Origin of the sequence: Streptomyces lushanensis, assembly GCF_001700515.1 — a bacterium.
GTDB classification, from domain to species: Bacteria; Actinomycetota; Actinomycetes; order Streptomycetales; family Streptomycetaceae; genus Streptomyces; species Streptomyces lushanensis.
Genome location: NZ_MAUD01000024.1, coordinates 56,297 through 69,428 on the forward strand (window position 1 = coordinate 56,297; position 13,132 = coordinate 69,428).

The window sequence follows — 13,132 nt, forward strand, 5'->3', positions numbered from 1 at the left end:
CATCACACAGGGAAAAGGCGTACAACGGGCAAACGGAACTCACACAGGAGATGCGCGCCGGACGCAGCGAAAAAGGCCCCCGCCTTCGCGCGGCACGGCCCGCCGACGTGCGGCCCCGGTGGACGGACAGGCCCGGTGACGGGCGGGCTCGCTGACGGGCCCGTACGAATGGCAGGACGGCCGCTGGACCCGGGCCGGTCGGCCGCGGCAGCCGCGCCGTCGCGGGTGGAGCGTCGGCACCTCCCCCAACGGTGTGCGTTCCGACCGGCGATGGTGGACACTCCGAGCCATGCCAAACGTTCACGTCTCGCCCGAGGTGTCCGTCGAGTACGAGACCTTCGGTGACCCCTCCCACCCGCCTGTCCTGCTGGTGATGGGCTTCGGTGCTCAGATGATCGCCTGGCACGACGACTTCTGCCGTGCGCTGGCGCGGCGTGGCCGCCATGTCATCCGCTACGACAACCGTGACACCGGGCTGTCCACGAAGTTCGACGATCACCCCGTGGACATGGGCAAGTTCATCGCCACGGTGAGTTCGGGCGATATTCCCTCCGCCCTGGGGATGCTCGTCTACACCCTTCGGGACATGGCCGACGACGGCCTCGGTCTGCTCACGGCGCTCGGCATCGAACGCGCGCATGTGGTCGGGACCTCGATGGGCGGCATGATCGCCCAGACGATGGCGGTCACCCGGCCCGAGCGGCTGCTGTCGTTGACGTCGATGATGTCCTCGACCGGCGAAACCGAATACGGTCTGTCGAGCCCCGAGGCCCGGGCGGTGCTCTCCAGCCCGAAGCCGTCGGACCGCGAGGGATACATCGCGGCGGCGGAAAGGGAGTTGGTGTGGGCCTCCAGGCGTTACGGCGACCCCGCGACCGTTCGCGAACTGGCCGCCAGAAGCTACGACCGCGCGTACTACCCGGCCGGTCTGGCACGCCAGCTCGCGGCGATGACCCTCGCCGGCTCACGCGCCGAGGCTCTTCGGCAGCTCCGGATCCCGACCCTGGTGGTCCACGGCCTGGACGACACGCTCATCGATCCCAGCGGCGGGCGGCGCACCGCGGAGCTGGTGCGAGGCTCGAAACTCCTGTTGATTCCCGACATGGGCCATGACCGCCCCCGCCCGCTCTGGCCGCAGATCATCGACGCCCTGGAATCGCACAGCGGCTGAGCCGCTCCACGAGTGCCGCCCGCCGCTCCGGCACGGCCCGCCGCCGGAATCGTCGCGGCGGTGGGCCGCCGGGATCGTCGCGCTGCCCGCCGCCGGTAGGGCCCGGTGGGGTCGGGGCCGTACCGGTTCGGCCCGGGGACGGGCCCGGTCGGTGAAGGTGTCCGGGCACCGCCTCCACCGACCCGCCTGAACCTCGGATCAAACGGCTCCGGCCGGCGCGAAACGTTCTTTCAGCGGTGGCCGGGACCGGTGCCGGCGCCGCTCGTCGTTCCTTGCCATGTCCGTCCGAGGGCGGCCAATCGCCGCAGGGACGTGATGTGCAGTGTGAACAGCAGCGGGACGGCGGCCGTGGGGATCAGGGCGAGCGGTAGTTGGGTGATCGCCTGTGTGGAAGGTGTCACGTCGAGGATCTGATTGCCGATGAGGATCGCCAGGGTCAGCGCGACGACGAGATCGATCATGCCCAGCACGTTGAACCGGACCGCGGTCCGGCGACCGGTGCCCTGCGCGATACGGCGGGCGATGAAGGGGGCGGCGAGCCCGGTCGCGATGTCGCCGAGTCCGGCGGGCAGGGCGAACAGCGCGGGCAGGTGACCGAGGGCCATCATGATCAGGAATACCACCCCGACCACCCGGAACGCGTGCGGCAGTTCGAGACGGCTGAGCGTCCCGGGGGCGGCGAGGGCACGGGCCACCACGGGTATCCAGGTGGCGGCCAGCAGAACGGCCAGCACGGCGGCGAAGACGATCGGCAGCCCGGGAGGCCGCCCGGGCCTGTTGAGATACCAGCCGTTCGCGGCGATCATCCCGCTGATGGTGAACCAGCCGCCGAGCAGCACCACCGAGCCCGCACCGAGCCCGGCCGCACGGCGGCGGCCGAGACCCGCGCGCTCCGCACCCCGGTACAGCACGAGGCCGGTCGCCCCGACCAACCCCGCTGTTCCGACGAGGGTGAGCACCCAGACGTAGACGGGCACATCAATCATCACAGTCACCTCATTCCAGTGCCGGCGAGGACACCGTTCCGGTGGTCGCCGGCGACGTCGGGTTCCGCTTGCGTCATCGAACCGGGGCCTCTCGGTGTTCGGTGGCGTCGACCGGGTCGGCCGCGTCGTCCGGTGCGGGCCGGTGCGGGGGCTGGGCGGGCAGGAAGACCGCGGCGAGCAGTGCGCCGGCGACCGCCGCGAGTCCGGCCACGACGCAGCCGAGAACGAGGCCGTCGTGGAAGGCGTCGCTCGCGGCCTGGTGGACGGCCTGGGCCGTGGAGGACTGGCCGAGGGCGGCGAACCGGCCGGAGACACCGAACGCCGCTCCGACGGACTGATGGGCGAGGTCCGTGAGTCCGGAGGGCAGCGGCGGGAGGGTATCGGTGAGGCGTGAGTCGTAGAGAGTGGCGTAGGCGCTGCCGATGACCGCGACACCGAGGGTTCCGCCGAGCAGGCGGGTGGAGTCGTTGATGGCGGACCCGACGCCGGCCTTGTCGGCTGCGACCGCTCCCATGATGGACTCGGTCGCGGGCGCGGAGGTCAGGCCCATGCCCAGGCCGTAGACGACCATCTGGACGGCGATGATCCCGTAGTCGAGCGTCGGGCCGAGAGTGCCGGCGGCCCAGAAGTAGAAGACCGCCTGGAGGCCCAGCCCGGCCGTGACGATCGCCTTGGTGCCGGCACGGACCGCCAGCCGCGTGCCGAGGGTCGATCCCACGGCGACGGAGACCGCGACCGGCAGCAGGTGGACACCGGTGGACAGCGCGCTGTAGCCCCGGATGAACTGGAAGTACTGCGTGATCAGGAAGATGAACCCGAGCAGGGTGAAGAACGCGATGGTGACCGCGGCGCTGGCGGCACTGAAACGCATGTCCTTGAAGAGCCGTACGTCGAGCATCGGCTCGTCGGCGCGGCGCTCGCTCACGATGAACGCGATCAGCAGGATCACGGAACCGGCGAAGCCGACGAGTGACGCCGGGGACGCCCAGCCGTGGTTGGGGGCCTCGATGATGGTGTAGACCAGCAGTCCCATGAAGCCGCCGGACAGGACAAGGCCCGGATAGTCCAGGCGGTGCGCGGCGGGAGCGCGCTCCTTGGGGACGAACAGGGCCACCAGGGCGATGACGGCCAGGGAGATCGGACCGAAGACGTAGAAGGCGCTCGCCCAGCTGTAGTGCTGGAGCAGGAAACCGCCCACGATCGGGCCCAGCGCGATGGCGACACCGGCCGTCGCGCCCCACAGGCCGATGGACAGCGCCCGCTCCTTGCGGCTGGTGAAGACGCCCGTGAGGAGTGCGAGTGTGCCCGGGAAGGTCATGGCGGCCCCCAGGCCCATCACGGCCCGGGCCGCGATCAGCTCCTCCGGTGAGCCGGCGTATCCGCCGGCGAAGCCGGCCACGCCGAACACCAGCAGACCGGCCATGAGCATGCCCTTGCGGCCGAAGCGGTCCGACAGGCTCCCCGAGGTCAGCAGCAGGGCTGCGAACACAAGGTTGTAGGCGTCCACCACCCATTGCAGCTCGGCGGTGGAGGTGTCCAGTTCGAGCGACAGGGTCGGCAGCGCCACATTGACGAGCGTGGTGTCGAGATTGATCACGAACGACGCCGTGAGGAGGGCGACAAGCATCAGTGGTTTCGATGACGTACGAGTCATGGTGAAAGATTATACCTAGTTGGTTTATTTTTTCTACCAATCACTTTACCTCGCGTAGTACGCTGGGCGCATGCGGAGCTATGGCCAGTACTGTTCGATCGCCCGCGCCCTCGACGTGGTGGGTGACCGCTGGACGCTGCTGATCGCCCGGGAACTGCTGCTGCAAGGCCCGTGCCGGTTCACGGACCTCAGGAACGGGCTGCCGGGCATCGCGGCGAACCTGCTGTCGACCCGCCTCAAGGACCTCGAAGCCGCCGGGCTGATAAGCCGCGAGGACGCACCGCCGCCGATCGCCACCGTCCTCTACCGGCTGACCGAGTCCGGCCGGGAACTGGAACCGGTCCTGAAGGCACTCGGGTTGTGGGGGCTCCGGTTCATGGCCGAGGAACGGCCGGACGACACGTTCCAGGCACAGTGGCTGGCCTACGCCCCGGCGTGGTTCACCACCGACGCCGATCCCGACGCCCCGCCCGCGGTCATTCAGCTCCTCGCGGCCGGTGAGTCGGCCGTCATCGAACTGCGGGGCGGCCAGGTCCACACGAGGCTCGGCCGCGCCACCGACCCGGACCTCGTCCTGGACGGCCCGCCCCGCGCCGTCCTCGGCCTGCTCAGCGGCCTGATCGATCTCGAACGCGCCGGTGAACTCGGTCTGTCCACCACCGGCCGACGGGACCTGCTCACCCGCCTGCGCCCGGTCGCCCAGGACCGGGCGCGCGCCCAGGACGGGGTCCCGGGATGAGCGTCGCCCCCCACCCGTCGGCAAGGACCTCGCGGACCGAACCGGAGCTCGGTGACCCGCCCATCCAGTCTCCGGCCCACCGGATTCTCGGTGGCGGCCAGGTTCAACCCGAGTCGCTCGCGAGGCTCAGCGCGGTGGCGGCGGGTGGCATTTCCTGGGCCAGGGCCCGCAGGACGGCAAGGTGGGTTCTGGTGACCTCGATGCCGTAGCGGCTCAGGTGGTTCTTCAGGTGCTTGGCATGGATGTGCTGGCCGGGGCGGTTGCCCGGGAAGAGCCAGGGGCTGGTGCGGTTGGCCTCGACGTTGCGGGGGCCCCGGTTGAGGGCGTGGTCGCGCAGGACCGGTGCGAAGGGATCGGGCACCAGGCGCGGCTCGTGCGGTCGGTCGATGCTGATGCGGACTTCGTGGTTGCTCAGGGCCAAGTCGTCGATGGTGAGCGCGGTGATGTGAGCCAGGGGCTGGGCGAACAGGATCAGGATGATGAAGGCCGCACGGTCGCGGAGAATGTAGTCGGTCGCGGGATCGAGTATGTCGCGCAGGAGTCGCAGGCGTTGTTCGTGGTCGAACGTGCCGCGCGCGGGTTTCCGCCGGCGGGTGACCTGAAGGTTGTACGGCACGCTCAGGTGGCGGGGGAACGCTCCGTCCCCGGTGCCCCATGTGATGAAGGCGCGGGTGCCCTGGCGGCTCGTACTGCCCGTGGCGATCCAGGTGTCGATGTGGTCCTGGGCGCACGTGGCCGGGGTGGCGCCGTGGTCGCGCAGCCAGACCAGGAAGGCCTTCGCGGAGTTGATCTCGTGCTGCGGGCGGTCGACCAGACCCGGTGTCAGGGGCTCCCGGGTGGCGCGCTCCCGCAGGCGCAGGATGTGTCCGGTGGCGAATCGGCCGATCAGTTCTCGGTCTTCCGCCGGCTCGACGGAGGCGAGGGTCCGGGACAGCCAGGCTTCGAACTGGACCAGATAGCGGTCGCGCTGTTCGAGGATCTTGTGCTGGACGAGCAGGTCGCGCAGGTGTGCCGCGGACTGCGGGGAGGGATGGTCGTTGAGGGATTCATGGCTGAGCGGCAACCGGCCGGTCGCCAGATCGGCCAGCAGGGGGGCGATGTGCCGGTTGCCGACGAGCCAGACCAGCCCGGCGTCCGGACGGGGCTGGGTGCGGATGGCCTCGTGCAGCGGCAGCAGGGCAGGGGAGACCTGGCCGGTACCGTCGTCGAGGACCTCGGTGATCCGTTCGGTGAGATGGCAACGCGGGCATATGACGCCGTCGTGGCGGTGTGCCCACCAGCGGTGCTGTTGCCCCTGGTGCCGGCAGCGGGGACAGGTGAGTTCGGGCATGGCTCAATCGGTACGTCGGAGTCGCTGGAGGCTGAGGCGATGCGCCACGGTTGAACTTCGGCACAACGCTCTCGGGTCGAGCGGCGGGCGGATGATCGTCATGCGTCGGCAGGCGGAAAGTCTAGGCGCAATCCCCGCCCACCACTTTCCACGAACGAGGCGGCGGGGTCCAGCGCTTCGGCGCGGAGATCGCTGACCGCCGCGGCAGCGACAGCGGCAGCGACAGCGGTGTCGGCAGCGGCGCCGGCGGCGGCGACAGCGGCCCGACGGTGAACGGATCCGCCCTGCCGGGACATCCGGCGCGATCGCGTCGACCGGACAGGACCTTAATCGTTCTTCGTCTGTTCAACTCGGTTTCCGTCTGAATGCTCCGCCACCCACCTAGCGTCCGTGAGGGCCGTGAAGGAAGGGACTCATGGAGACACTCAACGCGATCCGAGCCCGTGGGATCACCAAGACATTCGACGATGTGGTCGCGCTTGACGGCGTCGACCTGGACGTGACCTCAGGTCAGATTCACGGCCTGGTGGGCCCGAACGGTGCCGGGAAGACAACGTTGCTCGGCCTTCTGCTGGGCTTGGCCGTCGCCGACGCGGGCCGGCTGGAGATCCTGGGTACGCCCGTCGGGCGGGCGCTCGCCGCTCCCGACGGTGTCGCCGGTTTCGTGGACGGGCCAGGTCTGTACCCGTCGCTCACCGCCCGGCAGAACCTGGCCGCGCTGGCCGCGCTGCGCGGTAACGAGGCACACGCGGCGGGGGTCGACGACGCCCTCGACCAGGTCGGGCTCACCGCTGTGGCCGACGACAAGACCCGCGGTTTCTCGCTCGGCATGCGTCAGCGGCTCGGTCTGGCGGCCGCCCTGCTCACCAGGCCCCGGCTGCTCGTGCTCGACGAGCCGTCCAACGGTCTGGACCCCGCAGGCAAGAGACACGTGCACCGGGTGCTCACCCGGCTCGCGGCGGAGGGAGTGAGCGTCGTGCTCTCCAGCCACCGCATGGACGACCTCGAGGAACTGTGCTCGGAGGTCACCATCCTCGCCACCGGGCAGGTCGTCTTCTCCGGCCCGCTGAGCAAGCTGGCGGACGAGAACCGTGAACTCGACTACCGGCTGATCACCTCCGACGCCCAAGCCGCCCGCCGCGTCGCCGCCGGGACCGCCGGGGTCCTGGTCGTCGACGACGCTCAGCCGCGGTACGACGCCGAAGCACTCGTCGTACGGGCGCTGGTGCCGGCCGTGGACGAACTGGTGGTGCGACTCGTCAACGCCGGTATCGCGTTGCGCGAGCTCGCCCCCGTCGTATCGCCGCTGGAGGCCGCGTTCCTCGCCCTCACCGAGCAGCAGGAGGACTCCCGATGACCGCGACCGCGGCCCCCGTGGACCACCCGTACGGCGGTGCCCGCCGCATCCCGGTGTTCCGCGCCTACCGTTTCGAACTGGTCAAGCTGGTCTCGCAGTGGCGGATCCGCCTGCTGGTCCTCGCCTGCTGGATCGCACCGGCGCTGTTCGTCGTCGCGGTGAGCCAGCAGACCACGCTGCCCGTCGACACCCTCTTCGGCCGCTGGATGCAGTCCACGGGCTGGGCGGGCCCGCTGGTGACGCTCGGTTTCGCGGGCACCTGGGCCCTTCCGCTGCTGACGTCGGTGGTCGCGGGCGACGTCTTCGCCGCCGAGGACCGCCTCGGCACCTGGCGCCACCTGCTCGTGACCGTGCGGTCGCCTCGGCGGATCTTCGCGGCGAAGGCACTGGCCAGCCTGACCGTCATCCTGCTGCTGGTCGTCGGCCTGGTCACTTCCAGCGCCGCCGGCGGGCTCGTGGCGGTGGGCAACCGTCCGCTGGTCGGCCTCGACGACCACCTCATGACGCCCGGCGGCGCCGCGGGCACCGTACTGCTCGCCTGGGCCTGTGTGCTCGCCCCGACGTTGGCCCTCGCCGGGATCGGACTTCTCGGGTCCGTCACGCTGGGCCGCTCCCCGATGGGACTGCTGCTGCCCGCGCTCGTCGCGCTCGCGATGCAACTGGCCCAGATGCTGCCGCTGCCGGCGGCCGTGCGCCTGGCCCTGCCCGGCTACGCCTTCATCGCGTGGAACGGTCTGTTCACCAGCCCGGCGCAGCTCGGCCCGCTCCTGATCGGCATCGTGGTCAGCCTGGTGTGGGCCGTGACCGCCACGGCGCTGGCCTGTCTGCTGTTCCTGCGGCGCGACTTCACCAATGTGACCGATGACGGCCTGACGCGCCGCGCGCTCGTCGCCGGAGTCCTGCCGCTGACCGGGCTGCTCGCCGTGACGATCGCGGTCCTTCCCGCGGTGACGAGCGCGACCTACTCGGGCTCGGGCATCCAGCAGGCCAAGGTGGAGCGCTCGCTGGCCACGGCGTTCGCGCATCTCTACCGGATGCAGGCCGACGAGCTCCACCGTCCCGCCGTCACCGAGGAGCAGCTGAAGTCCAGCGCCGCGTGCACCAAGGGCAACGTCGACCACGACGCCGAGGGCGCGGGCAACGACTGGCGCTGCGTCGTGTCGTGGCACCTGCCCGACAGCGAGGCCACCGGGCAGGCCGTCTATCAACTCGACCTCACCGCGGACGGGCGGTTCGTCGCCGACGGTGACGGACCGAAGGAAGTCAACGGCTACTTCCTGGTGCGGACCCCTTACGGGGACGCGCCGAACCCGCTGTGGCAGTTCGACAGCAACGTCGAACTGCTTTCCACCTCGAAAGGATGATTTGATGCAGGTAGCACGCCGCCGCATCCAGACGGAGAAGGACGACGCGGTCTATCTCGGCAACAGGCGCATCGGCCGCCGGGTACCGCTCATGACGGCCGGGGTCACCGTTCTGGCCGTCGCGGCCGCCGGCACCGCTTTCGCCGAGACCGACTCCTTCGGGACGGTGCACGTCGGGCAGACCACCACCAACGGGCTGCTGATCTCCAGCGACCAGTACCTCGCCCCCTACGGCAAGCGCCTGGTTCTCAACAACGGCAAGATCATGTCGTCCACCATCAGCCCCGACGGCAAGCACATGGCCGCCACCGTCACCGACGGCGGGATGGTGCTGAACATCATCGACCTCAAGAACTACAAGCTTCAGCAGGTCATCGGCAGCGGCGCCGGGGCCGACCTGAAGATCAGCGGTGGCGACGTGGGCCAGGAAGGCCCGACCTACTCGCCCGACGGCAAGCAGTTGTGGCTGGGCCGGGCCGACGGCTACACCAAGTTCACGGTGAACCCGGACGGCAGTCTGTCCAACCCGACCACCGTCTCCATCCCGGCACAGGGCTCCAAGCGCTCCTTGGCGTCCGCGGCGGTGTTCTCCGCCGACGGCTCCACGGTCTACTCCGCGGTCAACGGGCAGAACCGGGTGGTCGCCATCAACGCGGCGACCGGCGTCATCGAGCAGAGCTGGAACACGGGCAACGCCCCACGCGGCATGGTCCGGGTCGGCGACAAGCTCTACATCAGCAACGAGGGCGGACGTCCGGCGGGTCCCGGCGAGGACACGATCAACTCCTACGGCACGCAGGTGCCGGCCAGCCCGGTGACGGGTGCCACCACCACCGGCACGGTCAGCGTCGTCGACCTGGCCAACCCGTCCGCCGCGGCCAAGAGCATCAGTGTGGGTCTGCACCCGACCGCGGTGTACGCCACGAAGAAGACGGTGTTCGTCACCAACACCGCCGACAACAGCGTCTCGGTCATCGACACCGCCAAGGACAAGGTCGTCCAGACGATCTCCACCCAGCCGTGGCCCCAGGCGTCGGTCGGGTACGAGCCCAACGCGGTGACGCTCACCAGCGACAATCGCCTGCTGGTGACGCTCGGCCGTGCCAACGCGGTCGCCGTCTACAAGTACAAGTCGCCTCAGGAGCCGGTCAGTTACGTGGGCCTGCTGCCGACCGACTATTTCCCGGCGGAGATCGCGACCGTCGGCAAGGAGATCGTCGTCTCCAACACGCGCGGTATCGACGCCCGCCGTCCCACCACCGCCGCCGGACGCGGCACCCACGACACCACCTCCAGCCTGACGCACTTCACACTGCCGGACGACAAGACCATCAGGTCCCAGACGAAGAAGGTCTTCAAGCAGAACGGCTGGACCGACAACTCCGTCCGGCTGGCCAACGGCAAGAGCAAGGCCAAGCCGGTACCGGTGCCGGTGAAGATCGGTGACCCTTCGACGATCAAGCACGTCTTCCTGATCGTCAAGGAGAACCGGACCTATGACCAGGTCTTCGGCGACATCCCCGAGGGCGACGGCGACGCGTCGCTGGCCCAGTTCGGTGAGAACGTCACCCCGAACCAGCACGCGCTGGCCAAGCAGTTCGGCCTGTACGACAACACCTACGACGTCGGTACGAACTCCGCCGAGGGCCACAACTGGCTGATGCAGGCCGACAACCCCGAGTACACCGAGTCCTCGGCCGGTGAGTACCTGCGCAGCTACGACACCGAGGACGACGCGCTGGGCCACCAGAAGTCCGGTTTCATCTGGACCGGCGCGCAGGCCGCCGGAAAGTCGGTGCGCAACTTCGGCGAGTTCCACCAGTTCCTGTCCAAGCCGGCCGACGCGAGCTGGCAGAACCTGTACTGCGATGCCAAGGACATGAAGGCGTCCGGCAAGCAGTCCGCCTACAAGCTCACCTCGTCCTCGCCGATACCGTCGCTCAACGACGTGTCGGTGCCGGCCTTCCCGAAGTACGACACCAGCGTCCCGGACGTCTACCGGTCCGAGATCTGGAGGCAGGACTTCAAGAAGAACGGGCCGGCGAACCTGAACATGTTCTGGCTCTCCAGCGACCACACCGGCGGCCCGGTCAGCCCGGCCGCCCAGGTCGCGGACAACGACCTCGCGGTCGGCCGGATCGTCGACGAGATCTCGCACAGCAAGTACTGGAAGGACTCGGCGATCTTCGTCACCGAGGACGACTCCCAGGCCGGCCTCGACCACGTCGACGGCCACCGTGCCCCCGTCCAGATCATCAGCCCGTACGCCCGGCACGGCGTCGTCGACAGCCACTACTACTCCCAGATCACCATGATCCGGACCATCGAGCAGATCCTCGGGGTCCGCCCGATGAACCAGAAGGACAGCGCGGCCACCCCGATGGCCTCGGCGTTCACCAAGAAGCCCGACCTCACCCCGTTCACCGCGCTGCCCAACCGCATCCCGCTGACCGACGGCGTGAAGACCACGCCGTCGTGCGGCGTCGACACCCCGGCCCCGCAGGACCCCAAGGCCGCGGCCGTGCCGGCGGCGAAGGTTCCGGCGGGCATGACGGCGCTCGCGAACGAGTGGAACGACTGGAAGTCGCACCAGCGGCTGACCGGGCCCCATGCCGTGCCCGACTACGCGCCCCCCGCGCAGATGGACCACCTCACCTGGTACGAGACGCACAACTGGTCCAAGCCCTACCCGGGCGAGAACAAGATGTACGCGCCCAAGGACGTTCCCGGCGCCTACATCCCCTCGTCGGACACCGACTGACACCGATTGACATCGGCTGACACCGACCGACACCGACCGACATCGACTGACACCGGCTGATATCCGCTGAACTCCCGCCGGTCGGAAGGGCCCCCGCACGGCGTCACCGCCGGCAGGGGCCCTTCCCCTTCCCCTTCCCACGCCACGGGCCGGAAGCCGCATGCCTGCCGATCGCCGGACGCGGCTCCCGAACGGGAGCCCGGACCGGCAACGGGTCCCGAACCCGCCCGATGCCACTACCTCCCGGGGGCTGCCGCCCGGCGAGAGCGCGGAGCACACCACCGGTCGCACCGGTGGTGCGGGAGGCGTATCGGTGGTGCGGGAGACGTATCGGCCCCGTTCATCGGCAACGTACCCACGTGCTGATGCGGGCCGTCCGGCGTGACGCCGATGGCCGCCGAGCCCTCCGGGGGGCGGCTCAATCCGGCTCAGTCCGGGATCGCGGCGTTCACCACGACGGCCGCCAGGGTGCGGGCCGCGTTTTCGGCGCTGGGGTCGCGGTCCATCCAGGCGCTGATGCCGGCGCCGTCGTAGAGCAGGACCAGCTGCTGGGCCAGTGATGTGGCGTCGGTGGCGCCGGCCTGCTGGGCCAGATCGCGGAAGAGGTCGTGCAGCCACGTCCGGTAGTTCTGGGCGGCCTGGTCGACCACGCCTCCGGGCGGGGCGTCGGAGCTGGCGCTGACGAACGCGCAGCCGCGGAAGCCCGGCTCGGTGAAGGACAGCCCCTGCACCTCGAAGGCGCCGATCAGGCGCTCCTTCGGGGTGTCGTACCGCGCCTGCAGCTCGCGCTCCATCCGTTCGGCGGTCGCCGCGTGGCGGGCTTGGAGATAGGCCCTGACAAGGCCGTCCTTGTTTCCGAACGCGCTGTAGAGCGTCGCCTTGGCGACCCCGGCGCGCTCGATGACCCGGTCGATCCCGACCGACTGCACGCCTTCGGCGTAGAACAACTCGTTGGCCGCCGCCAGCAGTCGCGCCCGCGCGGCGGCACTGCGTTCCTTGGGAGAGAGCAGCTTCTCGGACATACCCCGGACCTTAACAGACCGATCTGTCTGTCTGGAAGGAGGGCCCTTGCGCTTGACGCAGGCAGACAGGTCTGTCTATCTTCTCCTTGTCAGACAGACCGGTCTGACTTCCAATCTTGAAAGGTGTCTCCCATGTCCGCACAGAGCGCCACCGCCTCCGAGCCCCGCCCCCTGACCGCGCTGGTCACCGGGGCCACCTCCGGCATCGGCCGGGCCGTCGCCAACCGGCTGGCCGCCGACGGCCTGTCCGTCGTCGTGGTGGGCCGTAACACCCAGCGCGGCGCCGAGACCGTGGCGGAGATCGTCGCGGCCGGCGGCCAGGCCCGGTTCGTCGCCGCCGACCTCACCACCCCGGACAGCGCGAGCCGGCTGGCCGCCGAGACAGGCGAGATCGACGTACTGGTCAACAACGCCGGGGTGTCGTTCTGGGCGCCGACCGAGGAGCTGACACCGGCCGACTACGACGCCATGTTCGACGGCAACGTCCGCGCGCCCTTCTTCCTGGTGGCCGCCTTCGCCCCGGCGATGGCCGCGAGGGGATCGGGCAGCGTGATCAACATCGGCAGCATGGCCGGCAGCCTCGGCCTCGCCACCGGTGCGGCCTACGGCGCGACCAAGGNNGCTGGGCGCGACCACGGCGATGAAGCGCGCCGCCGAGCCCGCCGAGATCGCCGAGGTGGTCGCCTTCCTCGCGTCGCCGAAGGCCAGCTATGTCACCGGTGCCACGATCGCCGTGGTCGCGCCCAGC

The 13,132-nt window shown here is 69.7% G+C and carries 10 protein-coding genes and 1 pseudogene; 7 read left to right on the forward strand and 4 right to left on the reverse strand.

Annotated features, from left to right (window positions below; translation table 11 throughout):
- The first annotated feature begins 289 nt into the window (after positions 1-289).
- Positions 290-1,171 carry an alpha/beta fold hydrolase gene (locus tag BFF77_RS02255; protein WP_066943220.1) on the forward strand — a complete coding sequence of 294 codons (882 nt, stop codon included), beginning with the start codon at positions 290-292 and terminating at the stop codon, positions 1,169-1,171.
- A 230-nt stretch (positions 1,172-1,401) separates the two neighbouring features.
- Here BFF77_RS02255 and BFF77_RS02260 read toward each other — a convergent pair whose 3' ends face one another.
- Positions 1,402-2,157 (reverse strand): hypothetical protein, encoded by a 756-nt coding sequence (locus tag BFF77_RS02260; protein ID WP_066943222.1) that lies wholly within the window; start codon positions 2,155-2,157, stop codon positions 1,402-1,404.
- Positions 2,158-2,230: 73 nt separating this feature from the next.
- A complete protein-coding gene (locus BFF77_RS02265; RefSeq protein WP_245703100.1) occupies positions 2,231-3,811 on the reverse strand; it encodes a DHA2 family efflux MFS transporter permease subunit in 1,581 nt (526 codons plus the stop codon).
- Positions 3,812-3,881: 70 nt separating this feature from the next.
- Between BFF77_RS02265 and BFF77_RS02270 the strand changes: the two genes are divergently transcribed.
- Positions 3,882-4,550 (forward strand): winged helix-turn-helix transcriptional regulator, encoded by a 669-nt coding sequence (locus BFF77_RS02270; RefSeq protein ID WP_066943226.1) that lies wholly within the window; start codon positions 3,882-3,884, stop codon positions 4,548-4,550.
- A gap of 103 nt (positions 4,551-4,653) precedes the next feature.
- On the opposite strand, the gene BFF77_RS02275 is transcribed toward BFF77_RS02270, so the two are convergent.
- Positions 4,654-5,880 (reverse strand): hypothetical protein, encoded by a 1,227-nt coding sequence (locus tag BFF77_RS02275; protein ID WP_066943228.1) that lies wholly within the window; start codon positions 5,878-5,880, stop codon positions 4,654-4,656.
- Positions 5,881-6,295: 415 nt separating this feature from the next.
- Between BFF77_RS02275 and BFF77_RS02280 the strand changes: the two genes are divergently transcribed.
- Genes BFF77_RS02280 through BFF77_RS02290 form a run of 3 tightly spaced genes read left to right on the forward strand, consistent with a single transcriptional unit; the run spans position 6,296 to position 11,362 of the window.
- Positions 6,296-7,237: an ABC transporter ATP-binding protein gene (locus BFF77_RS02280; protein ID WP_066943230.1), complete on the forward strand. Its 942-nt coding sequence runs from the start codon at positions 6,296-6,298 to the stop codon at positions 7,235-7,237.
- On the forward strand, positions 7,234-8,601 hold the full coding sequence (locus BFF77_RS02285; protein WP_066943232.1) for an ABC transporter permease: 1,368 nt from the start codon (positions 7,234-7,236) through the stop codon (positions 8,599-8,601). Before BFF77_RS02280 ends, BFF77_RS02285 begins: the two co-directional genes overlap by 4 nt.
- A 4-nt stretch (positions 8,602-8,605) precedes the next feature.
- Positions 8,606-11,362 carry a bifunctional YncE family protein/alkaline phosphatase family protein gene (locus tag BFF77_RS02290; RefSeq protein WP_066943234.1) on the forward strand — a complete coding sequence of 919 codons (2,757 nt, stop codon included), beginning with the start codon at positions 8,606-8,608 and terminating at the stop codon, positions 11,360-11,362.
- A 428-nt stretch (positions 11,363-11,790) separates the two neighbouring features.
- Here the strand turns inward: BFF77_RS02290 and BFF77_RS02295 are convergent, their stop codons facing one another.
- Positions 11,791-12,384, reverse strand: a complete 594-nt coding sequence (locus BFF77_RS02295) for a TetR/AcrR family transcriptional regulator (protein ID WP_066943236.1) — start codon at positions 12,382-12,384, stop codon at positions 11,791-11,793.
- Between the two features lie 132 nt (positions 12,385-12,516).
- Here BFF77_RS02295 and BFF77_RS02300 point away from each other — a divergent pair.
- Positions 12,517-13,003, forward strand: a 487-nt coding sequence (locus BFF77_RS02300) for an SDR family NAD(P)-dependent oxidoreductase (protein ID WP_245703102.1), incomplete at its 3' end; no start/stop codon positions are given.
- 2 nt (positions 13,004-13,005) lie between these two features.
- Positions 13,006-13,132: pseudogene (locus BFF77_RS36485) on the forward strand (SDR family oxidoreductase); the annotation flags it as partial.